Genomic DNA, 22,121 nt, shown 5'->3' on the forward strand with positions numbered 1-22,121 from the left:
CATTTTGTAAAACATCTCCGATGTTTTGTCCCTCTGAAACGCGTACTTTTTTAATGTGCTTCGTTCCGTTTGGGATTGCAAATATAGTGACAAAACATTTCCTGACAAGTTTTTTCTTAAATAATTTAGAAGTTTATTGTAAGTTATTGTCTTTCAGGACAGATAAAATCACATCACTTTCAAAGCCCTTCCCCATCAGATAAGTCATGAGCTTATGCTTCCTTTTGTATGGGTCTTTCTCGGTGATCGTTCGCAGTTTTTTCTCTGCAGCAGCCTGTATCACCTGTAGATAATCATCGTAATTGATGCTGTTTAGCGCCTTAGTAATCATACGATCCGGCACTTTGCGCAACTTCAAGCCTTGCTTGATCTTAATCTTTCCCCATTTCTTGATGTTGAACTTGCCAGACACATAGGACATGGCGAAACGTTCTTCATTTAGAAAGTTGGTCGTGATCAGTTCAGAGATGATATTCTCGACATCTGCTGCATGCAGGCCCCATTCATAGAGTTTATTCCTGATTTCCTGCTGCGCACGCTCCTGGTAGGCACAATAATGCTCTGCCTTCATCAGCGCTGCTTTTTTATCTAATATAACGGGCTTTCTCTCTTCCAAGGTTGCTTATAATAAAAAAGCCATTAAATCTTCATTCAATGGCTTTCAATGTTTTTTATCCGATACGATTATCTTGATCTTCTTGCTTGTGTTCCTGCAAATTCGATTGTAGAAGCGAAAAGAATCAGGCCGATACCGAAAACGATAAACCCGCCATAAACCAAGCCTGCAGCTGCATTCAAGCTACTTGCTGAATCAAATATGCTGCGGTGATTGGAAGCTGTTAAAATAAATCCACCTGCGATTATCAATAATCCTAAGACTGTGATGCCTAATCCTAATGTTTTTTTCATCTATTTAAAATTTTCTCTGGTTGATGAAGCGATTTCTATTTGATGCTACAATGGGCAAATATATAAATTTTAGCTGGCCATGAAAATCAGAAGCCATTAATTTTCTGGAAACAAATAGTGTTCCAGCTCAGCGGAATAGGTATTCAGAAAGACGGGGAACGGAGCGGACCAATCTAAAAGACAAATATAAGACAGCGTTGGGTCAAACCCAGACCAAACGCACAACACACGCACACCACGCGCACACCGGACCCACAAAAAGGTGCCTGTGGTGTTTGTCTGATCTCTGTTTAATCTTTATTTATACTGAATGTGTATCGAAGCTTTTAACGTTTTTTCCTTTTCCAAGTGTAGGAAATTACTTGAAATACTTGTATTTTAATACCATCAATTAACGCTCAAAATGGCAAAATATACAGATGGCGTAACCGGCGCCTTTTCCGGAAAAGTAGGCACAGTAATTGGCTCAAGCTGGAACGGCATACCATACATGAAAAGTAAAGGAAATCCACGTACGACTTCTGCAACGGGCGCAGAGCAAGCGAATAGATCTAAGTTCGCTGCAGCTCATGCATGGCTGCATCCTTTGTTGCCACTACTGCGGGTAGGATTCAACAACTTTTCTAAAACATCTTACGGATACAATGCCGCGAAGTCATACCTGCTGAAACATTCCATGGAAGAAGGCCGCGTCATTCCAGAACGGGTCAAGATCAGTGCCGGCGACTTAATGCTGTCGGCAGACTTAAATGTTCACCTCAACGCCGACGACAACCTCCATTTTAGTTGGTCGCCCGATTATCTGGCGGGATCAGACGGCAAAGATCAGCTGATGGCGCTTGCATATAGCCCTGAAAATAAGACAGTCAGCTATATGGTACATGGCGCCTTCCGGGAGCTCGGTGTGCAGGAACTCCATCTTGCACCTGACTTCCGTAATACCACCATTCACGTTTATGCCGCCTTTATCGCGGCCGACAGAACCCGGCAGTCGGACAGCTTATATTTTGGCCCAATAACTGTAAGTTAAAGGCTAATGCTGGCGGAAGAACATAAAACTTTACTCAATTCATCACCTTGGGCAAGTGTCGTTTTAGATGTTAATTCGCCAAGGTTCGCCGTTGCGTGGATCAACCCACCGGGGCTGCAATTTTTTCAGGCAAACCGGGACGACTTGCTGGGCAAGAGTATTTTTGATCTGATCAATGGACATTTCGGTGAACATTCAAATGAGGAGTTAGCAGTTCGAAGCGTGCTGGAACGTTCACTTCGGTCCAAATCGCCAGAGAAGGCGGAAATTCGATACTATAAAAAGTCACCGAAAGCTGAAAACTCAGCTTACCCAGGCATATGGAATCTGGTGACTTATCCAGTATGCGATAGTTCGGGCGCAGTATTGTTCCTGGTGTTGAATCCGCAGGTGGACGCCAGTCAACAAATTAAATCAAACATTCTGGAGAGCATCACGGATGGTTTTTACGCCGTAGACAAAGACTGGACGGTTACTTACTGGAATAGGGAGGCCGAGCGAATTTTGAAACGGCCACGTGAGTTTGTCATTGGGCGCAATTTGTGGGATAGCTTTCCTGTGCAGGCTTATGAGTTGCTGTATCCATCCTATCAGAAAGCACTTTCCGATAATATCTCCATAGAACTGGAAATATTCTATCATCCGATGAATTCCTGGATAGAAATAAAGGTATTTCCTTCGGAGGAAGGGCTATCCATTTACTTCAAAGATGTTAACGAAAGAAAGCTGGCAGAAGAAGAACTTAATGACGCAAAAAAGCAATATCAGGATCTCTTTGATTTCAGTCCATTGCCACAGTGGGTTTATGAACTGGAAACCTTCCAGATTAAAGACGTAAACCAGGCGGCTATCCAACATTACGGTTATTCCAAAGCAGAGTTCTTATCCATGACCATCAGGGATCTGAAACCCCCTGAGGAGGTTGAGATTCTTGAAAACGTTGTGCAAGTAGCTTTAAATACTGGCTCTTTTCCCAAAACCTCTGGCAGGCATGTAATTAAATCCGGTGAAATCATCAATGTGCAGGTTGAAGGGAACTCCATTATGTTTGAAGGCAAGCCATGCATGTTGGTGCTTGCGGTTGACATAACCGAGATTACCAAGGCCAGGCAGGATATGCAGGCGAGTGAGCAGAAGTTTAAAGTCCTGGTACAAGATGGTTCAGACTTGCTGACGATACTAGATGAGGATGGTTATTTTACGTATGCCAATCAAACCACTACCAGAATACTGGAATATACGGAGAGTGATTTCGTTGGCAAATTCGCCTTTGATTTCGTCCATGAAGAAGACCGCGCAGGAGTAATGGAGCAATTTCGCACCCTGGATAATGAGAAAACACATAACATCTCACCTTATCGGTTTAGAAACGTGCACGGCGAATATCTTTGGCTCGAAACGATTATCACAAATATGACTGCAGACCCTGCGATAGCCGGAGTGGTGGCGAACTCAAGAGATGTGACCAGCCGGATGGAAATTGAACAGCGCATGCAGCAGAGTATTGATCGTTTTAATATTGTATCCAGGGCCACGAGCGATGCGATCTGGGACTATGATGTACCTACAGACCGAGTCATTTGGAACGATGTAGCCAAAAAGCTATTTGGTTTTAAACACACCACTTATACCCGGGACTGGTGGCGCAGCCATGTTCATCCGGATGATCTGACCACTACTGTAGAGGCCATAGATGCGTTGGTAGCAAATCACGGCAGCCGTCTCGAACTTGAATACCGTTTCCAGTGCGAAGATGGCGGCTACAAGCATATACTGGACCGTTCCTTTATGTTGTATGACGGTAATGGAAAGCTGAAACGGGTGATTGGTTCCATGCAGGACATGACAGAGCGGGTAAGGTATTTGCAGCGCGTGGAGGCTCAGAACGAACATCTGAAAGATATTGCCTGGACACAGTCGCATGTGGTGAGAGCGCCTTTAGCCAGGATCATGGGTATCGCAGACCTGCTGAGCTTTTCAGCAGCTGAAGATGATCCAAACGCAGCACTGATCGGCCATCTTGCAAGTTCTGCCGCTGAGCTGGACAACATCATCCGCGAACTGGTGAAGAAAACGGAAGACATTTACAAGGGATAAAACCTTAACTTTACCTTCCAATAAAGTCTTATTAAAATAATGTTCGAACAAACCTTTAAGAATATAGATGATATTCTTCATAAAGATGCAGGTTGTGGTAGTGCGTTAGATTATGTAGAGCAAACACTGCCGCGGAAGTGAAGATGAACTACGCGCCTTCCGGGGTGATAGCACTTGTACGAACAAGAGGTTGCATCGTTCGGAATACCAGGCTTACTTGTTAAAATATTTTTTTAAGCGATCTGCTTCCCTTGGAGTGATCGGCATCACCGTACCATGGCGTGGATGAAAATCCATGCTTACCCCATTTCCGATCACTTCGAAATGTTCCAGATCCTTGCTCCTGCACAGCTCATATTTGCCTTTCCGATAAACATCATACATCAGGATCCAGTCCTCAACGTCATTTAACTTGAACACATCTGCCCCTTCAACCGCTTCTGTGGTTTGATGCAAGTTCTTGTTCTGCCAAACGTAACCGCTGGTAAGCTTATCGGACACCGCTTTTTGGATGCCGTCTCCATGTGCCTCGGTTTTGAAGAACAAATGGTACTGTCCATCTTTGAAGGCAATGGTACCATCTATACAAGCACCGTCGCCGGGTTTGAAGAACAATTGTTTCGGCTCCGTGCTTAAGCCGCTGAAATCTTGGTTGGCATAGGCATAGTAGATCTTGTCTGGCCCTTCACCAAAGCGCATGGACCAGTAGATCATGTACTGCTTTGTTTCCGGATCATAGATGGTTTGTGGCGCCCAAACACGATTGATTTCCGCAAATGCTTCAAATGTTTTTGGAATATTCACTTTGCTTGATGTCCAGTTGATCAGGTCCGTCGATTTCAACAACACCATTCCATAGTTCGGGCCCCAGTCATTTACCGCGACATGCATGTCTGTCGCGACCATGTAGAAAGTTTTACCATCTTCCGCACGCAGGATATGCGGGTCACGAAGTCCACCGGTTACGCTGTGTGCCGCTGAACTAATCACCGGCTGATCGTCGTTTAAAGCTCTATACGCCAATGCATCATCACTCAATGCGAAATGTACTGCCTCCTCTCCTTTTCCGTTGCCCGTAAAGTAAGCGAAGAGATAAGCTGCAGGTTTTTCAGTCTTTAAGTTAGCGGACTTGTCGCCGCTGGTACAGGCCTGCAATAGGGCGCTGAGGCAAATGCAACATACCTGTAGCAGGAAAAAACCGGAACGGAATGATCTTAAAAGCATATTATCTAAACTGTGGTGTTAAAGGTTTGCGCTAGCTAAACCAGCCGATCACCCATTCACTCACTTTGATCAGACCGTATACCAGCAAGGCCAAGATAAGCACAAGAACGATTAACGCAATGATTATGGTGTTTTTACCACTGCCCTGGTGTTTTCCTTCGACAAAATATTCCTGCATCAGGCGCAGGTTCCGGGTATTGGATTTGAAGTAGAAATCGAAAATATGCCCGATCACCGGGATCGGCCCGATAATGGAATCAACAAGAATATTGATGGACATGAGGACCACCACCTTACTGCTGGCACCATTGCGGGCCATCGCTAACAACATACCCGCCGATATCAAAAAGCCCGTCATATCCCCTACAACCGGGAACAGGTTGATGATCGGATCAATACCAAAGCGGAACTTTGTGCCGGGCAGCCTAAACTGCTCATCCATCAAATACGAAACTGACTTTATCCAGCCTGTTCCAGGTCTATTTGGTATTCCGCTTTGATATGGATTCTGCGCCATGGCTTATTTTTTGAATTCGCTGATGTCGACGATCGCATTATCGTCTACATACTGCAGGAACTCAATTCCTTTGCCATTTTTCTTCCAGGTGTAATTATTTTGAATCCATTTATAAACATTGGTCATATTCCTTGGCGCTTTCGTCGGCAGTGCCGCCGTGTAAACGCTGCCTGTAGGGTAATGAACCTGGTAAAAGGAATCCTGTGTCAGAAATACGAGCGTTGTTTTATCTTTTGACTGCAAAAAGAATTTTCCCTGAATGCGTTGGTTTTCCTGCTGACGTGGGATTTGGTACACCCGGGCATTTACGGTTGTCACAAATACATCGTTATTGATCAGGTACCCTGACTTGCCCACGCGAATCATACCATTCGTAAATTCCTGATCATTCGCCCCGTTGGATGCGCGGTAAAGACTTACGACTTCAACTTTGCCATTATTTGCCGACAACAGAAAGAACGGCGCCTCTGTTTTCAGACTTCCTTCCAGCTGTACAAGTACACAGGTCTTCTGCGTATTCACAACTTCAGCAAGACTGAAACGATCTTTAAGAAAGGTTTTATCTTTTTCATCAGGCTGTATCCTGATAAGGGTGTCCTTATATTTCACCTGGAAGGTCTCTTTAACTTCTGGCCCGGCTTGTTCTCCAGGAGCGGCTAAAACAACTTTGAAAACGTCCTCAGGATTTTTGGGATAATGGTTGAAGTCTTCGTTTTGCGTTAGCGCACGAGGTACATAGCTTTGTTCTTTAGGGCTGTTTTTACAGGCACAGAAGCAAACAATAATTAAAAGGGCGTATAATCTAGTTTTCATATGGTGCCAAAAGTAATATTCAACACTTAAATCCTATATTTTATTTTTTAAAACTTCGCCTTTAGCGGGTTGTTTTCTAAATAGATAACATAAAATTTTGTGCTATGAGATTTACCTATAAAGACCCGATTACCGAAAATGAGATCGAATTGAATGCAGAACCTGAAGATTATAATGGAGAACAGGGCCTGAGGATCATTTTTCCTGAGAAAGATTCTTTCGTAATGGTGCAAAAAGATGGAAGCTGGGATGTAGTGGATGATGAAGACATCAACCCGGCAATTGTAGAAGCAATCGCCAATGGATTGAAAACCCATTCGCGGTATAATCACCTGACCTGATAAAAACCAGAAAGTCCCGGCGCAAACCGGGACTTTCTTATTTAATCCTTTTAATTAATTCTATACAGGCCCTGCTATTATGGTATGGACACTTCCACAGACCAACTTTGTCCTCTTGAGCCATCAGCTGTCCATCCTCGTAAACGCCCCAAAACCATTCTCCGTTCTGCCGGTCCAATATGGATTGCTTCACAAAGTTCCAGTTCTTGTAGGAGATGGTAAGGAAGTCATGGCAACCGCTGATCTGCCAGGCATTATAAAAGCCCACCATGGCTTCAGCCTGTACCCACCAATGCTTTTCTTTTACGATATGATTTGCTGAAGGATCTTTCTCGTACCACAAGGCACCATCATCATCCAGCCCTTCAAGGCAGGCATCAGCCATTTTTACCGCCAATTTTTTGATGTCCTCTGCCAGTTGATGATTGCCAATTACTTCCGCTGCTTCCAGCAACAACCAGGAGGCTTCAATATCGTGGCCGTAGGAAATGATGTTTGACTTGCTATTCCATCGCTCATCGAAAAATAAGTGCATTCGAGAAGTGTTGGGATCTATGATATGATGCTGGAAATCATTGAGCAGCCCGATGATCTGCATTTTCAAGCCAGCATCGGGCCAAATGCGGTAAAGGTTGGTGAAAGCCTCCAGCACATGCAGGTGGGTATTCATCGTTTTCTTTTCGTTTGCATCCTTATTGCTCAACCTGAGGTCATCCATGTCCTGCCACTCGCGATTGAAAGCTTCCAGGTAGCCACCATGCTCGGCATCAAAGCTGTGCTTCAGCAAAACCCGGTACAAACGCAGCGCATGATCTCTGATCACTTCGTCACCTTTCGCCAGAAAATATTCGCTTAAAGCGTAGATCGTAAATGCAAGTGCATAAACCTGCTTCTTGGTATCTAATGGCCGGCCTTGATAATCAACCGTCCAGTAGACGCCCCCATATTCCTGATCGATGATATGATCAACGATGTATTGATATGCCCGGTCAGCAAGCCTTAGGTCATGAACTGGATTCAGGTTGTGTGCCGCAGCGAAGGACCAAAGAATCCTGGCGTTTAGTACTGCGCCTTTGGGCGCGGTACCATCAACCGTATTAGCATTGGAAATCTTGCCATAAAAGCCTCCATTGACTTCATCCACCGTATGCTTGCTCCAATAATCCAGAGTGTTCTGCAACTCAATAGCGAGCTCATCTTTATAGTCCTGCACGGTGACGCCTTTATCGTTCATCATCTTAGTTGATTTAATCAGCCAGCGCTTTGTTGTTATCGACAATCTTGATGATCGACTGCACTGAGGCTGCGGAGCGCAGGCCATCAGCCGGTGTGTTCATCACGTAGTCCAACAGCTTCGAAATGGTACTGGTTGCAACATGCATGCGGGTATCAGAAGAGGCATAATAGATGAATACCTTATCGTCTTCATCTCTGATCCAGCCATTGCTAAAAACCACGTTAGATACGTCACCGATCCGCTCTTCACCCATTGGAGCCAAGAAGTAGCCCCCTGGTTTATAGAGCACTTTGGTTAGATCTTCAAGATCTGTCATGAACAAATATAATACATAACGCAAACCTGCAGCGGTATTACGTACGCCGTGTGCCAGATGTAACCAGCCATGTTCGGTTTTTAAAGGCTCTGGTCCTAAGCCGTTTTTGGCTTCATACACCGTGTGATATTGTTTATTGTCGACGATACTTTCTTTGTCGATAACCGCATTTTCAATAGTATCGCTCAAGCCAAAACCAATGCCACCTCCGGTACCAGACTCAATGAATCCATCCTGCGGACGGGTATAGAAAGCATATTTTCCATTTACGAATTCAGGATGTAACACCACATTCCGTTGTTGTGGGGAAGGCGTTTTTAAATCGGCAAGACGCTCCCAGCTGACAAGATCCTTGGTGCGTACAATGCCGCATTGTGCAACAGCCATCGTTTGATCAAAAGCCGGTGCTTCAGGGTCCTTCCGCTCTGCACAAAACAGACCATAGATCCAGCCATCTTCATGGGCCGTTAAGCGCATGTCGTACACGTTTGTATCCGGCTCAGCTGTTTCCGGTATCACCACAGGCTTGTCCCAGAAGCGGAAATTGTCAATGCCATTTTCACTTTCTGCAATGGCGAAAAAGGACTTACGGTCTAGACCTTCCACCCGCACCGCCAGCACGTATTTGCCATTAAACTTCATTGCGCCAGCGTTAAACGCTGCATTGATCCCGAAACGTTCCAGTAGATAGGGATTGGTTTCCGGGTTGAAGTCATAACGCCAGTTTAAAGGTGCATGATCTCCGGTGAGAATTGGATTTTGATAACGGCTAAAGATGCCGTTACTACTTGGAATTTCTTTATTCGACAAGGTAATTAAGGCCTCGTGAGCTGCTTCTAATTCTTTTTGTCTTTTATTAAAGTCTGTCATATGATACTATTGGGATTCTTAATCTTCTAATTTGTTCCACCAGGTTCGTTTCAGGACTGCAATCAACACTGCGAGAACAGCAATGGTGATCCATAGTGGGATTTGCATATTTAAAATGAAATACATTGGCAGGATGGTCAGACAGAGCTGCGCAATAATACCGAGCACCACGTTGAACATATCCAGCTTAAAGCGTTTGTTTGCGAGAAACGAGGGGTCTTCAGCAACAACTGCTGCATGGACAGGGCCCCAGAAACCCCATGGACGTACAGTCTTGTAGAAGGACTTCAGTACCTTCATGTCCGTTGCTGCTGTTGCATAGGTGCCAATGATGCTTCCTGTGAGTGAAAGCACGAATAACAGTGGCCACCAGTATAGCGGTAAACCAGTGGTGAAGTATGGCATCAATAATGCTGCGACAATTCCTACGGCCATGCCCCAGAAAAATCCGTTTGCATTGAAACGCCACCAGTACCACTTTAAACAGTTGGAAGCAACGTAGCCACCATACAGTCCACCAACAATCCACTGCAGGATGTCATTTACATTGTTGGCCATCAGGCCTAGTCCGATCCCGATGAACACCACGGCTACCCCCACGATGTAATTCATGGAGATCACTTTCCTGGTACTAGCATTTGGATTGTAGTATTTTAGATAGATATCGTTTACGATATAGGCCTGAGCAGCATTCAGCGTTCCACTGAAAGTCCCCATGAATGCACCTAAAAGGCCGGTAAGTACCAGACCTAAGACGCCTGTAGGTAGAAAAGTATTGATCGCGGCAGGTAGGATCATTTCGAAGTCTGTCATGCCACCCGGGCCTTTCAGGTTCAATCGGTCATAGTACAACAACGCCAGCACCGTTAGTCCAATGACCATGGAATAACGGATTGGAAGCAAAATAATGCTTACAAAGCCGGTCATCTTGCTGGCTTCCTTTGGACTTCTGGTACTTAAGACCTTCTGCATATCGTAGTTTGGCGCAGGTCCGGCAAGCGAAGCAAACACCCCTTTAAGCAACATCATGCCGAAGAAAAGGCTGAAAAGGCTGAAACCGTCTTCCTCAATTTTTTTGTTTGCATCTTCAGCGATGCCGGTCCAATCCAGATCCAGCCTCCATCCAAAAAATGGGTTGTGCCAGCCTTCGGGAACATTTAGTGTTTGTCCATCCAAATGCGACATGGCAATTACGGCGATAGACATACATGCAACCGTCATGATTGCGTATTTGATCATATCACCCAGCACAATGCTGTGAAGTCCGCCCAGGATCGAATAGAACATTGCAAACAAGGTAAAGGTGATACCATAAACATGTGGCACGTACTTCGGTGCAACATCAAAAGGCACGTAGGCTTTGACTAGATCCCAGGGAATAAAGATTTCCATGAATTTACCCAGGCCGATGAATCCGTAGGCGAGAAATCCGAAACAGCTTAACAAGGCAAATGCGATCACCACAATGTGTGAGGCGGTAACACCTTTCCCAGTTAAGCCAAAGCGGGTTTGCAACCATTCTGCTCCCGTGTTAGCATTACTCCTGCGCAGCCACTTACTGAGGAACATCATCATGAAGACCTGGTTGAAAACCGGCCAGAGCCATGGAATCCATATGCTCTTCAGTCCATACACAAAACATAATGCAACCATCCACATCGTACCACTGATGTCGAACATGTCTGATGCATCGCTTAGTCCCAATTTATACCAGGGCAGTGATTTGGAACCCAAGAGGTAACTTTCCTTATCAGTTTTGGCTTTCTTACGATACCAAAAGCCAATGAAAATCATTGTTGCCAGATACAGCAACAGCATAGAAATATCAATTAATTGTAGGTTCATACGGGTTTGGATGCTATGGAACTAAGACTTGATTACCAGGCGTTTGTTTAGCCTCAATGATTGGTCTTGATCCAGGCTTGTCTGCACATTCGAATAGAAGCGCATGAGGAATGGTAAGTAGTTGATCATACAGTATTGGGTTATTTGGTATAGGGGTCTAAATTAGAGATCGAAGTTACATGCGTGGTAATACTATTTTAACCAATTTACATCGATATTTTTAATGGGAGCTCTTATAATCGTGTTGCATATTCGTTATGGTTAAAAATTTTTATTTTATTTGTACCAATGATCTTTTAACCAGGAACAGAATACTTCTAGCCAAACTATATGAACAATATCATCAAAGAGATCACTCCGCTTACCCAAAATGATTGCTTTACCATTTTTTCGAGGGTAAAAAGTGAGTTTAACTTCCCCCTGCATTTTCACGAAGAATTTGAGTTGAACCTAATTGTAAATGCAAAGGGGGCCAAACGCATTGTTGGAGATAATGTGGAAGAAATTGATGACCTGGAACTGGTACTTGTAGGACCTAACTTATCGCATGTTTGGCTCAGCCATAACTGCACAAGTGAAAATATCACGGAAGTCACCATCCAATGGCACAAAGACTTGTTCGACGACAAATTCCTGAAGCGGAATCAGCTGAGCTTTATTCGCAGGATGTTTGATCGCTCGGTAAGAGGCATATTATTTCCAAGAGCAACAGCAGAGTCCGTTGCAGCCCGGCTACTTGCGATCAATCAGATGCAGGGCTTTGATTCGGTGTTGGAATTGATGAGCATTCTGCATGAGTTAAGTACTTCGAAGTCCATGCGTATACTCTCCGATGTAACCTTTAACAACGCGCAGGTTCTGAATTATAACAGCAGGAGAATTGATAAAGCTTATGAGTTTATGAATGCCAACTTTCACAAGCCAATTTCACTGAAAGATTTGGCTAAGCTGGTAAACATGACTGAGGTAAGCTTCAGCCGCTTTATCAAAAAACGAACAGGCAATACTTTCATTGACAGTTTAAATGAGATTCGTTTGGGTCATGCCACCAGAATGTTAATAGAGACCACCCACTCCATTGCAGAGATTTCCTATAACTGCGGGTTCAATAACATCTCAAACTTCAACCGCTTTTTCAAGAAAAAGAAACATTGCACGCCTAAGGAATTCCGGGAAAACTTTGCCGGAACCAGGGTATTTATATAGCAGCTATAAACAACGAAGCGCCCTGCGACTAAAATCAACCTTCGGTTGAGACCAGTTGCAGGGCGCTTCGTTTTGAATTATCGGAAGGCTATTTTGAATGGAGTTCAATCAGCTTCGCACGAATATACTGACCGGCAGGTGTAAGCTCCGCCATGCTCCATTTGCCTTTTGTATTTGCGCCAGGCATCAGGATTGCGGTAGTCTCTTTCTTATCCGTGATGTTCCAGTTTGCCCAACTTAACTGGTTTTTTTCCATCCAGTTCATCCATTTGGCATTTCTTTGCTGATCAAAAATACCATCTCCATTGGCCTCGCCTACCCCCCATTCTGTTACAAACAGCGGCAGTTTCAATCGGATGGCCTCATCAGCCCTGGCCATTAAGCCTTCCTGGTGATTATTGTCTGAGGCATAGAAGTGGAAAGAATAAGCAATATTGTTTTGACCCGTAATCGGATCTTTTGCTGCAACATCGACATGCTGGTCCCAAAAAGGGCTACCAACCACAATGATGTTCTTTTGATCGTACTTGCGGATCACTTTGATGACTTCAATTGCATAATTCTTTATGGTAGGCCATTCTTCTTTCTCTGGCTCATTCCAGACTTCATAAATCACATTTGGTACACCGGTATAGCGTTGAGCCATTTTAGCGAAAAAAACCTTTGATTGCTGAAGATTTTTATCCGCGTGATGATCGTGCCAGTCAATAAGCACATACAGGCCTTTCTTAATGGCCGCATCCACGACCCCAGTGACCAGCTTTTCCTGTGCCACGGGATCTTTCAGGTAACCACTGTCTGGCTCTACAGCCATGGAAACCCTTAACAAACTGATCTTGAAATCATCTGCCAGCCAGTTCACGACATCAGGGTTGTAGTACTTCCGCCCAGCCCAGATGCTCCAGGAGAGGCTTATACCACGCAGTTGTGGCGCTTCATCCCTGCTGTTCAGCATTAGGCCATTTTGAACTTTAAGTTGACCGTGTTTGGAAACCGGTGTTTGCGCTTGAAGGGATATACTAGAAAGGATAAAAATTGCGGCACTAACTAAGGTTCGCAAGAAGGAAACGGTATTGACTTTCATATTTTAGCAGCTATAGGTGTTTATGGTTGGATATCTAGCCTGTAGATGTTGCCTTTATTACCTGCCAGAAGAACCAGGTTGCCCGACTTTGCTTTGGTAACGGCATTGATATTCAGGTCGGAGATCTTTTTCCAGGTCTTACCGCCGTCGGTAGATGCGTCCACTCCTGAAGAGCCTGCAGCGATGCAGGTGCTTTGGTTTACATATATTACCGCAGAGCGATAACCTGACACGGAGGTCTGCGGCTTCGACCAGGTTTTTCCTCCATCTGTGGTGTACAGTGCATTGTTCGTACTTTCCTGGTCTTTCAGATAATCACCACCAACCACGATCCCGTTCTTTGCGTCAAAGAAGTCGATCGAGAAAGCACCGGTACTGTTCAATCCCTGGATGATTGGGTTTGAATAGCGCTTCCAGCGTTTGCCGTAGTTTGAAGAATAGTAGATGTTGGCTTTTGCGCCACCTGTCGCGACCCACACTTTACCATTTTCTAAGGTCTTGATGGTAGAACCACTGGCGGCAAAGCCAGCTTCACCCATCGCCATTTTGTATTTTAACTTTGAGGAGATATCATCCCAGCTTGCACCACCTGTACCGGTGTAGAGGAGCTGCAGTTTTCCTTTGATCGGATCACCGAAAATGATCCCGCGGTCTGCATTCCAAAAATCCATACCATCGAGGAAGATGGCGGAATCCCTATTCACATAGGATTGTTGCCAGTTCTTCCCGCCGTCTGCGGTATGCAGCACAAAGGCAGGTGAGCCTGCATTTACGATAATGGCTTTCTGGGCATCAAAGGCTTCAACATCACGGAAGTCGAGGCTGTCATAGCCAGCAGGTTTGATCCAGGTCCAGCTTTTACCTCCATCCAGGGTTTTACCTACATGGCCGTTGCTACCGCTCACCCAGGCTACCTGATCATCTACAACGGCAAGGCCGCGAATACTCGTGTTTGTACCACTGCTTAAAGGCACTAAGGTAAACTGTTGTGCGGTGGCGATAAAGGGAAATAAAAGAAGGATTAAAAAGGCTCTCATGATTTAACTTTTTTCCAGACTTCGGTTCTACCGATAATTGATATGCCAATATATCCACGGATGTTGAGATCACCGTTTCCTTTCTGGCTGATGTTGCAGCTATAGGTCTTGCCAGACTTTGGATCATAAATTTTGCCATCGCTCCATCTGCCATCCTCATAAACGAAGTCTTTTAAGATCTCAAGGCCTATCACAGGTTTTGTGCGCAGGCTTTCGTCGGGATTCCGAAGGTCCGTTTTAGTATTCCCTTTTTCATCCTTCGGATTTTTAAGCCAGACGATCTTGCCATAGAATTTCTCATTTTTTTTGTAGATGTCGACATGGGCTTCACCGGAGGAGTTCACCCAGCGACCAACAATGGCATCCTTAGCCTGCGCAAAGCAGGACAGCGTGATGGTAACGAATAACAATAGGAGCGTAATCTTTTTCATGTAATTGATTTAAAGCGTTTAGTTGGATGAAATATAGATTAAAGAAAGATATGAAAAAAATATTATGGTCAATTTGGTACCGGCAGCGCAAACCAAAAGATTGAACCTTTTCCAAGCACACTTTCCACATCAATCTCGCCGCCATGCACATTAATGATCTCAGCACAGATGTACAATCCAAGCCCAAGACCTGGCAACTTGTTCATATCAGGAGATTTAACACGAACAAAACGTGTGAATACCGACTTCTTCATATCATCGGGTATGCCCATGCCCTGATCCTTTATCCTGATGTACACACGGCTATCGATTTGTTCACAGCTTACATGAACGCTGGCTTTTCCTGGTGAGTACTTCACGGCATTACTTAAGAGATTTAAGATTACCTGTTCAATACGGGATTCATCCCCGTTGACCATTACTTTATCTGATGGTAAACTACAATCTAGGAAAGCTTCAGGTTCTGCAGCTTTAAATCCTTCAACACAATCGTGCAAACAACGGACAATATCAAAAGGCTCCATGTGGCAATTTAGTGCACCTGCCTTAATCCGCGTGGATTCCAGGAGATCATTGATCAAGGATACCAATTTATCCAGTTGAAAGTTCATCTTCGACACCAGGGCCATAAACTCTGGCAGCGCCTTTCCTTCAGGCTCAGCTGAGGCAATTTCCGGCATCTTGATTTTCATCTCCGCGAGTTGGAGGTAGGCTTTTAGCACCGTCACTGGAGCTTTAAGCTCATGAGTTGCCATATGTACAAAATCTTCATGGATCTTCTCACGTTCCTGAATTTCCTGCTTAGCTTTCAATGCTTCATTATACTGAATGGCACAGCGCTGTTCATTTCGGTGAAAACGATGCAACAAAGCAGTGAGAAAGATACACTGACAGAAGTAAAGCAGCACCTGTAAAAAGCTGAACACCCGGATCAACTCCTCTCCTTTCATCCAGAAGAAGTGCAGTAGCAAGGCGAAGGCAGTTGTTATTACCGTACCAATGAATGCGCCACGGATACCACCATAACAAGTTGTGAGGGTAAGAATTACGAAAAATACCAGAAAGGGCGGAGAACCGGAATCGAGCACACTGACCTTAAACCAGGTACCCAAGGCACACAAAATTATCGGCATAAGCCAGATCAGCCAGACAGGCCGTTTAGCTATTCTACCGTTATCCCAGATCTTTTGATATGAATATGCAAGCCATCTTTCAAGAGCTTTAGTGATATTCATAATCTTTTCCCTTTGGGAGTAGGTTATTGATGTGATAAACCAGCGTTGAGAATTCAATTGGTTTGGCCACGAACAGGTTACAGCCATAATCTCCTAAAGACTGTATGATGCGGTCATAGGCTGACAGCAGGATCACCGGTATATGTTGGGTGGTCAGGTCATTCTTTAACACGGAACACAATTCACCACCATTAACATCATTCATCAGGTAATCCATGATGATCAGGTCAGGGTGATGAATTGTTATCAATTCATTGATGTCGTAAGTTGGCGCTGAGGTTACAACCTCAAACCCATTGAGGGATAGGATTTCTTTCATGACGCCAAGAAGATCCTTGTCGTCATCAAGAACTAAGATTCTACTCATAGATTAGATTTCTAGAATAATTATATTACAAAATTACGGCTGTTGCGGTTAAGACTTAACAGTAATTGTACGATAATATAAAGCGGTATTTACTTGAAATCAGCCATTTAATTAATTATACCATTCAGAACAGCATAGCGGATTAGCGCAGCAGTGTTTTTTGAACCGGTTTTCTCAATCAAACTTTGTCTGTGACCTTCTATGGTACGTTTACTCAAAAATAGTTTTTCAGACATTTCACTATTGGTAAGTCCGTCGGCAATAAGATGTAAAACTTCAATCTCCCGCATAGAGAACTCAATATTGGAAACATTTTCGGAAACTGAGTTAACACTCTTCTGGCTCAGTTTTTCGAGCATCTTAATGGAGAGCTCGGAGCATAGATACTTCCCTCCTGCTTTTACATGTTTCAGTGAGAAGATCATTTCGTCTGCACTGACACTTTTCAGCAGGTAACCTGATGCACCTTCCTGGAAGGCCTGGGACACATACTTGTCGTTGTCATGCATCGACAAAATCACCACCTTGATGTCTGGTTTTAAATTGTGAGCTTCTTTAATCAGTGAAATGCCATCAAGCTCCGGCATATTAATATCAGCAAGAATCACATCAATTCCTTCGTTACCGGAAATAAAGTCTAAAGCTTCCTTTCCATTGGTGGCCTCGCCGGCTACATGGATCTCTTTATCGGAACCCAGTAACATCTTTATGCCGTTACGAACTATGTTGTGATCTTCTGCTAATAAAACTTGTATCATTCTTTGTTTAATTTATTCTTTTTTTCCTGCGGAGCGCTAATTAACCTCTCTATAACAAAGAAAGTTATTAATTGTGCGGTAAATTATCATATTTTATTCTAATTTCTATAATTGTTCCCAAACTTGAGCTCTGAAGTTCCATTTCACCATTTAAAAGAAAGATCCTGTTTTTAATACTTCTAAGTCCGGAACCGTTTAACAATGAGCGCTCTACTTTGACACCAAAACCCTTCCCATTATCTTTAAAGGTCAAATTTAGCCAACCGTCTTTTTCAAACATTTTTATTTCTGCCAGGCTCGCCTCTGCATGTTTCATGCAATTATTGATCAACTCCTGAATAATACGGAAAAGGTAAAGTTGCTTTTCTTCGTTCAGGCTGCTGAAATCCGCATTGATGTCTGTGACAATCTTAAATCCTGGAATACTTAGCCGGTTTCCGAGCTCTTGTATCCCGGCAGCGAAGCCGAAATCGCGAAGTACAGAGGGGGTAAGCTCATAGGACATTTCCCGGGTTTCGCGAATGACCTGGTCCAACAGCAGGTTCACATTTTTAAACTCTATGTTCATATTGTGGCTACGCTGAATGTTTTGCAGGTTGATCTTTATCCCGTAAAGAATCTGGCAGATACTGTCGTGCAAGGCACTGCTGATCTGCAGACGTTCTTTCTCCTGGGCCTTGAATGTAGCCGATAGAATATTTCGCTGATTTTCTTCCTGCAGCCTTACCGCCTCCTTAGCAAGATTTGTTTTTTCTGTGATATCCATGATGATACCTGCGAAATAAGACTGTTCATCTAACCCTTGGATTTCGTTACCCTGTGCGTAAATGACCTTATGTTTCCCATTTCTGGTGATAATTTCAAATTCGATATCCAGTTTACCAAACGGGGCCGCCGTAAAATCAAAAACCTGGGTGACCCGGCTTCGATCTTTTGGATGAATAAAGGAGAGAAAATTTCGAATGCGGCCATCGAAAGTACCAGGTTCAATTTCAAAGATGGAATTGCTGTATTCATCCAGGAAAATGCGTTGGCGTTTGAAGTTCATGGTCCATGTACCCGTGTCTGAAGCATTCAGGGTCATGGCTAGACGGTGACTTGTATCTAAAAGCTTTTGCTGGGCCTCCCGGCTTTCAGTAATATCGGCCACTGTGATGTAAAACTGCAGTTTTTCCGTGACGGGGTCTAGTATTGCCACCCCTTCAAGGCGTGCATAGAATGCATACTTTTGCTCCGGAAACAGGCTGATTTCCACGTATTGTCGCTGCTGGGAATTGGCAACTTTATCCAGGAAGTTGCTGAATGCACTGAGGTTGTTGCCCTCGAAAAAACTATGAAAACGTCTATTGAATAATGCTTTTCGCTGAACCTTAAGCAGGTCCGCCCCAGTTTGATTGGCCTCGGATATAAAACCGATGCTATCCAGAATGAAAAAGCCCACCGGCGCATGGTTAAAGAAGCCCGCAAGTTTTGCCCGTTCGGCTTCAAGCAGCTGGTACGACACTTTTAACTCTTCGTTCTGCATCTCCAACTCCAGTTGAAATATCTGTAGTTCATTGAGTAATACAGAAATTTCATAATCGGAAATATTGGTGTCTGCACCCTCAGGTGTGCCCTTAGAAGTTTCGATTCGCTTATTTAAAAGTTCAATAACCTGTTCCTTGTTATTTATAGTCCTATCCAATGTGATGGTAATAAAATTTTAAATAGATCCCCCGTCATGTTAATCTAAATTTATACTATAAAACGCAATCCAACAAACGGATGTAGTATTTGCCTTTTTTTTAGAAATTTAACATTCGATTCAGCGAATAAATCTTCTCACAAATTTACATCTTACTTTGCGAAGGACTTAATATACAGGGTGTAAACACGTATATTACCATTGAAATGCTGTATTTTCACCAGCCTTACTAAGGGTTCCTCCAGATTTCCTTTTTGCCTATCTTTACCCATCTATGTCGAGATCAGAATTAATAAAGTTTCAGCGCTGCAGTGTTGATCACTGTGAAATACTTCATAGCATAGCCGTACAATCTTATCATGAACACTATTCGGACATCTGGGAGGATCAGGGTCAAGCATATTTAGCACGTTTTTACACCAGAGACATCTTTGAGAATGAGCTCCAAAAATCCACTGCTGCATTTTATCTGATTTATCATTCGGAAAGGCCAGTAGGCTTTCTCAAGCTTAGGGAAAATGCACTTGCACCCTACAGCCCCAACGATTGTCTCGAATTGAACAAGATCTATTTGTTACAGGCACATATTGGAAAAGGTATTGGCCACCATGCCCTTCAGTTTGTCTTCGATCAGGCCAAGGCAAAAAGCAAGCGCATCATCTGGATGAACGTTATGGCGGAAAGTAAGGCTAGAAAGTTTTATGAGCATTACGGTTTTAAATGTTGCCATGAGGTTTCGTTAAACTACCCGCACATGAAGGCTGGGCTAAATGTACTTTCGACCTATAAGTTGGAAACCACAAAATTGTAAATAAATAACACAGAATCCTGTAAAACTGCCGCCGCCGATATACTTAATTTTGTAGAAAGATAATTGTTATGGGATCAACGAAAGACATCAATACGCTGAATTTACCAGTACTTGGTATGTCCTGTGCAGGCTGCGCACAGAGTGTAGAACAAAGCCTGACCAAGTTGGTAGGTGTGGAGGAAGCTGCTGTAAACTATGCCAACCAGAGTCTTAAAATTACCTACAACCCTAAATACATTAAGCCTGAATTGCTGCAAAAGGCGGTTCAGGATGCAGGATATGACCTTATACTGGATGATCACGATGGTGCAGCGAAACAAGAGGAGCTACAGCAACAAAATTACAAAGACCTTAAACGACGCTTGATTTACGCTGCGGCACTTACCTTGCCGATTGTCATCATTGGTATGTTTATGATGAATTTGCCTTACGCCAATTACATCATGTTTGTGCTTAGTACCCCGGTACTGTTCTTTTTCGGGCAGTCATTCTTTAGCAACGCCTATAAACAGGCGCTGCATGGGCGGGCAAATATGGACACTTTAGTTGCTTTAAGTACCGGAACCGCCTATATCTTCAGTACCTTCAACACCTTCTACCCTTCCTTCTGGCATGAACGAGGTCTGCATCCGCACGTCTATTTTGAAGCTGCAGCGGTCGTAATCGTATTCATTATGCTGGGCAAAGTACTGGAATCTGGCGCAAAAGCCAACACCTCCACGGCAATCAAAAAGCTGATGGGTCTACAACCAAAAACGTTAATACTGATCGAAGCAGGTACGGAACGGGAAATCAACATTGATCAGGTAAAACCTGGTGATGTTGTGCTGGTTCGCCCCGGACAGCAGGTTCCGGTAGACGGGCAGCTGCTTGAGGGCAGTTCCTATGTTGATGAGAGTATGATCACTGGGGAGCCTGTCGCTGTGGCTAAGCGGAAAGATGATCGTGTATTCGCAGGCACCATCAACCAGAAGGGCAGCTTCCGGATGATCGCTGCTAAAGTGGGTTCAGAAACCATGTTGGCACAGATTATCAGGCTGGTGCAGGAAGCACAAGGTTCAAAGGCACCAATCCAGAAACTTGTAGACAAAATAGCGGGCATCTTCGTCCCCGTTGTTTTGGGAATCGCCTTGCTTACGTTTCTTTTGTGGATGGTGCTCGGAGGAGACAATGCCCTAACCCAAGGCATACTTGCTATGGTAACGGTGTTGGTAATTGCCTGCCCTTGCGCACTCGGACTAGCCACGCCTACAGCGCTGATGGTTGGCATTGGTAAAGGTGCTGAACATGGTATCCTGATTAAAAATGCTGAAGCACTGGAACTCGGGCTTAAAGTGAACGCGTTAATCTTCGACAAGACCGGAACAATTACGGAGGGTACTCCGGAGGTTTCCAAGCTATACTATCTTGAACATGCCAAGGCACAGGAGGCCGAACTTAACGAAGTGCTGCTTGCCCTCGAAAAGCAATCGGAGCACCCGCTTGCAGGTGCCATTGTGCAGTTCCTCCAACCTTTAGGTACAGAAAACATCCGCATTGAAGATTTCCAGAGTGTTACCGGCCAAGGGATTTCTGGAAGCTACCATGGGAGAAAATATTTCGTTGGAAACCGCAAGCTGCTGCAGGAAAATAATATTTCGCTGGACGTCGCGCTGGTTGAACAAGAAACCTCGCTACAAGAAGCTGCTCAAACGCTGATTTATTTTGCAGATGCGCAGCAACTGCTAGGTTTTGCCTGTATTGCGGACCAGATTAAGTCAAATTCAGCAGCGGCAATTGCAGCCTTGAAGCGTCAGCATATTGAGCTGTACATGCTGACCGGAGATAACGAACAAACTGCTGCCGCCGTAGCCCGGGAAGTTGGTCTGGAGCACTTCAAAGCAAATATGCTCCCTGAAGATAAGGCAAGCTTTGTGCAGGTACTGCAAGGCCAGGGTAAGACGGTGGCAATGATTGGTGATGGTATAAATGACAGTCAGGCGCTGGCATTGGCCGACTTTTCCATTGCCATGGGCAAAGGATCAGACATCGCCATTGATGTAGCGAATATTACCTTGGTGCGGTCAGATCTAATGCAGGTGCCACGTGCGCTACAACTCTCGAAACAAACCGTTAAAACCATCCGTCAGAACCTCTTCTGGGCGTTTATCTACAATCTTATTGGCATTCCAATTGCGGCCGGAATACTTTACCCCTCATACGGCTTTTTACTGAACCCAATGATTGCAGGAGCTGCAATGGCGCTAAGCTCTGTATCTGTAGTTGCGAATAGCCTTCGACTTAAACTCGTAAAATTATAACCTTAATTC

21 protein-coding genes are annotated in these 22,121 nt (G+C 44.3%); 6 read left to right on the top strand and 15 right to left on the bottom strand.

What is annotated here, in order from left to right; translation table 11 throughout:
* Positions 1-133: 133 nt before the first annotated feature.
* Together ACTHQF_RS09520 and ACTHQF_RS09525 are read right to left on the bottom strand one after the other, a co-directional pair.
* A complete protein-coding gene (locus tag ACTHQF_RS09520; protein ID WP_440429933.1) occupies positions 134-616 on the bottom strand; it encodes a regulatory protein RecX in 483 nt (160 codons plus the stop codon).
* A 68-nt stretch (positions 617-684) separates the two neighbouring features.
* The gene (locus ACTHQF_RS09525; RefSeq protein ID WP_440429934.1) at positions 685-909 is read right to left on the bottom strand and encodes a hypothetical protein; all 225 of its coding nucleotides are present in this window, start codon (positions 907-909) and stop codon (positions 685-687) included.
* Positions 910-1,312: 403 nt separating this feature from the next.
* Between ACTHQF_RS09525 and ACTHQF_RS09530 the strand changes: the two genes are divergently transcribed.
* A complete protein-coding gene (locus ACTHQF_RS09530; RefSeq protein WP_440429935.1) occupies positions 1,313-1,939 on the top strand; it encodes a DUF6266 family protein in 627 nt (208 codons plus the stop codon).
* Positions 1,940-1,945: 6 nt separating this feature from the next.
* Positions 1,946-4,036 carry a PAS domain S-box protein gene (locus ACTHQF_RS09535; RefSeq protein ID WP_440429936.1) on the top strand — a complete coding sequence of 697 codons (2,091 nt, stop codon included), beginning with the start codon at positions 1,946-1,948 and terminating at the stop codon, positions 4,034-4,036.
* Positions 4,037-4,249: 213 nt separating this feature from the next.
* On the opposite strand, the gene ACTHQF_RS09540 is transcribed toward ACTHQF_RS09535, so the two are convergent.
* The 3 genes from ACTHQF_RS09540 to ACTHQF_RS09550 are packed head-to-tail and all read right to left on the bottom strand — an operon-like array spanning position 4,250 to position 6,590.
* The gene (locus ACTHQF_RS09540) at positions 4,250-5,260 is read right to left on the bottom strand and encodes a glycoside hydrolase family 43 protein (protein ID WP_440429937.1); all 1,011 of its coding nucleotides are present in this window, start codon (positions 5,258-5,260) and stop codon (positions 4,250-4,252) included.
* A gap of 31 nt (positions 5,261-5,291) precedes the next feature.
* Positions 5,292-5,777 (bottom strand): DUF4112 domain-containing protein, encoded by a 486-nt coding sequence (locus ACTHQF_RS09545; RefSeq protein WP_440429939.1) that lies wholly within the window; start codon positions 5,775-5,777, stop codon positions 5,292-5,294.
* Positions 5,778-5,780: 3 nt separating this feature from the next.
* Positions 5,781-6,590, bottom strand: coding sequence for a hypothetical protein (locus tag ACTHQF_RS09550; protein WP_440429941.1), 810 nt, complete (start codon positions 6,588-6,590; stop codon positions 5,781-5,783).
* Between the two features lie 104 nt (positions 6,591-6,694).
* Between ACTHQF_RS09550 and ACTHQF_RS09555 the strand changes: the two genes are divergently transcribed.
* Positions 6,695-6,931 carry a hypothetical protein gene (locus tag ACTHQF_RS09555; RefSeq protein ID WP_440429942.1) on the top strand — a complete coding sequence of 79 codons (237 nt, stop codon included), beginning with the start codon at positions 6,695-6,697 and terminating at the stop codon, positions 6,929-6,931.
* Between the two features lie 37 nt (positions 6,932-6,968).
* Here the strand turns inward: ACTHQF_RS09555 and ACTHQF_RS09560 are convergent, their stop codons facing one another.
* From ACTHQF_RS09560 to ACTHQF_RS09570, 3 genes are read right to left on the bottom strand one after another with little or no spacing between them, the layout of a single operon-like run.
* On the bottom strand, positions 6,969-8,168 hold the full coding sequence (locus ACTHQF_RS09560; RefSeq protein ID WP_440429943.1) for an AGE family epimerase/isomerase: 1,200 nt from the start codon (positions 8,166-8,168) through the stop codon (positions 6,969-6,971).
* Between the two features lie 10 nt (positions 8,169-8,178).
* Entirely contained in the window at positions 8,179-9,354 is a 1,176-nt protein-coding gene (locus ACTHQF_RS09565; RefSeq protein ID WP_440429945.1) for a glycoside hydrolase family 130 protein, read from the bottom strand.
* Between the two features lie 18 nt (positions 9,355-9,372).
* Complete coding sequence (locus ACTHQF_RS09570; protein WP_440429946.1) at positions 9,373-11,199, bottom strand: sodium:solute symporter family protein; 1,827 nt, start codon at positions 11,197-11,199, stop codon at positions 9,373-9,375.
* A 330-nt stretch (positions 11,200-11,529) separates the two neighbouring features.
* On the opposite strand from ACTHQF_RS09570, the gene ACTHQF_RS09575 reads away from it, so the two are divergent.
* Positions 11,530-12,405, top strand: a complete 876-nt coding sequence (locus tag ACTHQF_RS09575; RefSeq protein ID WP_440429947.1) for an AraC family transcriptional regulator — start codon at positions 11,530-11,532, stop codon at positions 12,403-12,405.
* A gap of 88 nt (positions 12,406-12,493) precedes the next feature.
* Here the strand turns inward: ACTHQF_RS09575 and ACTHQF_RS09580 are convergent, their stop codons facing one another.
* From ACTHQF_RS09580 to ACTHQF_RS09610, 7 genes are all read right to left on the bottom strand, one after another.
* The gene (locus tag ACTHQF_RS09580; protein ID WP_440429949.1) at positions 12,494-13,489 is read right to left on the bottom strand and encodes a glycoside hydrolase family 5 protein; all 996 of its coding nucleotides are present in this window, start codon (positions 13,487-13,489) and stop codon (positions 12,494-12,496) included.
* 20 nt (positions 13,490-13,509) lie between these two features.
* Positions 13,510-14,526, bottom strand: a complete 1,017-nt coding sequence (locus ACTHQF_RS09585; protein WP_440429951.1) for a WD40/YVTN/BNR-like repeat-containing protein — start codon at positions 14,524-14,526, stop codon at positions 13,510-13,512.
* Entirely contained in the window at positions 14,523-14,957 is a 435-nt protein-coding gene (locus ACTHQF_RS09590) for a DUF2147 domain-containing protein (RefSeq protein WP_440429952.1), read from the bottom strand. Before ACTHQF_RS09590 ends, ACTHQF_RS09585 begins: the two co-directional genes overlap by 4 nt.
* Before the next feature lie 68 nt (positions 14,958-15,025).
* A complete protein-coding gene (locus ACTHQF_RS09595; RefSeq protein WP_440429953.1) occupies positions 15,026-16,192 on the bottom strand; it encodes a sensor histidine kinase in 1,167 nt (388 codons plus the stop codon).
* On the bottom strand, positions 16,179-16,559 hold the full coding sequence (locus ACTHQF_RS09600) for a response regulator (RefSeq protein WP_440429955.1): 381 nt from the start codon (positions 16,557-16,559) through the stop codon (positions 16,179-16,181). The genes ACTHQF_RS09595 and ACTHQF_RS09600 overlap by 14 nt, the downstream gene beginning before the upstream one ends.
* 107 nt (positions 16,560-16,666) lie before the next feature.
* A complete protein-coding gene (locus tag ACTHQF_RS09605; protein ID WP_440429956.1) occupies positions 16,667-17,317 on the bottom strand; it encodes a response regulator in 651 nt (216 codons plus the stop codon).
* Between the two features lie 67 nt (positions 17,318-17,384).
* Complete coding sequence (locus ACTHQF_RS09610) at positions 17,385-19,001, bottom strand: PAS domain-containing sensor histidine kinase (RefSeq protein WP_440429957.1); 1,617 nt, start codon at positions 18,999-19,001, stop codon at positions 17,385-17,387.
* 274 nt (positions 19,002-19,275) lie between these two features.
* Here ACTHQF_RS09610 and ACTHQF_RS09615 point away from each other — a divergent pair, with 274 nt between their 5' ends.
* Both ACTHQF_RS09615 and ACTHQF_RS09620 read left to right on the top strand, forming a co-directional pair.
* The gene (locus ACTHQF_RS09615; RefSeq protein WP_440429958.1) at positions 19,276-19,812 is read left to right on the top strand and encodes a GNAT family N-acetyltransferase; all 537 of its coding nucleotides are present in this window, start codon (positions 19,276-19,278) and stop codon (positions 19,810-19,812) included.
* Between the two features lie 68 nt (positions 19,813-19,880).
* Positions 19,881-22,112, top strand: a complete 2,232-nt coding sequence (locus tag ACTHQF_RS09620; RefSeq protein WP_440429959.1) for a heavy metal translocating P-type ATPase — start codon at positions 19,881-19,883, stop codon at positions 22,110-22,112.
* The last annotated feature ends 9 nt before the right edge of the window (positions 22,113-22,121 follow it).

It is taken from the genome of Pedobacter sp. SAFR-022 (assembly GCF_051965375.1).
Classification (GTDB): Bacteria; Bacteroidota; Bacteroidia; order Sphingobacteriales; family Sphingobacteriaceae; genus Pedobacter.

What these genes read in the sequence shown, in the direction of transcription:
- ACTHQF_RS09550 (WP_440429941.1), bottom strand. Translation starts at nt 6,590, where the DNA reads ATGAAAACTAGATTATACGCCCTTTTAATTATTGTTTGCTTCTGTGCC.
- ACTHQF_RS09620 (WP_440429959.1), top strand. Translation starts at nt 19,881, where the DNA reads ATGGGATCAACGAAAGACATCAATACGCTGAATTTACCAGTACTTGGT.
- ACTHQF_RS09560 (WP_440429943.1), bottom strand. Translation starts at nt 8,168, where the DNA reads ATGATGAACGATAAAGGCGTCACCGTGCAGGACTATAAAGATGAGCTC.
- ACTHQF_RS09605 (WP_440429956.1), bottom strand. Translation starts at nt 17,317, where the DNA reads ATGATACAAGTTTTATTAGCAGAAGATCACAACATAGTTCGTAACGGC.
- ACTHQF_RS09545 (WP_440429939.1), bottom strand. Translation starts at nt 5,777, where the DNA reads ATGGCGCAGAATCCATATCAAAGCGGAATACCAAATAGACCTGGAACA.
- ACTHQF_RS09535 (WP_440429936.1), top strand. Translation starts at nt 1,946, where the DNA reads ATGCTGGCGGAAGAACATAAAACTTTACTCAATTCATCACCTTGGGCA.
- ACTHQF_RS09590 (WP_440429952.1), bottom strand. Translation starts at nt 14,957, where the DNA reads ATGAAAAAGATTACGCTCCTATTGTTATTCGTTACCATCACGCTGTCC.
- ACTHQF_RS09600 (WP_440429955.1), bottom strand. Translation starts at nt 16,559, where the DNA reads ATGAGTAGAATCTTAGTTCTTGATGACGACAAGGATCTTCTTGGCGTC.
- ACTHQF_RS09615 (WP_440429958.1), top strand. Translation starts at nt 19,276, where the DNA reads ATGTCGAGATCAGAATTAATAAAGTTTCAGCGCTGCAGTGTTGATCAC.
- ACTHQF_RS09575 (WP_440429947.1), top strand. Translation starts at nt 11,530, where the DNA reads ATGAACAATATCATCAAAGAGATCACTCCGCTTACCCAAAATGATTGC.
- ACTHQF_RS09565 (WP_440429945.1), bottom strand. Translation starts at nt 9,354, where the DNA reads ATGACAGACTTTAATAAAAGACAAAAAGAATTAGAAGCAGCTCACGAG.
- ACTHQF_RS09570 (WP_440429946.1), bottom strand. Translation starts at nt 11,199, where the DNA reads ATGAACCTACAATTAATTGATATTTCTATGCTGTTGCTGTATCTGGCA.
- ACTHQF_RS09540 (WP_440429937.1), bottom strand. Translation starts at nt 5,260, where the DNA reads ATGCTTTTAAGATCATTCCGTTCCGGTTTTTTCCTGCTACAGGTATGT.
- ACTHQF_RS09530 (WP_440429935.1), top strand. Translation starts at nt 1,313, where the DNA reads ATGGCAAAATATACAGATGGCGTAACCGGCGCCTTTTCCGGAAAAGTA.
- ACTHQF_RS09580 (WP_440429949.1), bottom strand. Translation starts at nt 13,489, where the DNA reads ATGAAAGTCAATACCGTTTCCTTCTTGCGAACCTTAGTTAGTGCCGCA.
- ACTHQF_RS09555 (WP_440429942.1), top strand. Translation starts at nt 6,695, where the DNA reads ATGAGATTTACCTATAAAGACCCGATTACCGAAAATGAGATCGAATTG.
- ACTHQF_RS09585 (WP_440429951.1), bottom strand. Translation starts at nt 14,526, where the DNA reads ATGAGAGCCTTTTTAATCCTTCTTTTATTTCCCTTTATCGCCACCGCA.
- ACTHQF_RS09595 (WP_440429953.1), bottom strand. Translation starts at nt 16,192, where the DNA reads ATGAATATCACTAAAGCTCTTGAAAGATGGCTTGCATATTCATATCAA.
- ACTHQF_RS09525 (WP_440429934.1), bottom strand. Translation starts at nt 909, where the DNA reads ATGAAAAAAACATTAGGATTAGGCATCACAGTCTTAGGATTATTGATA.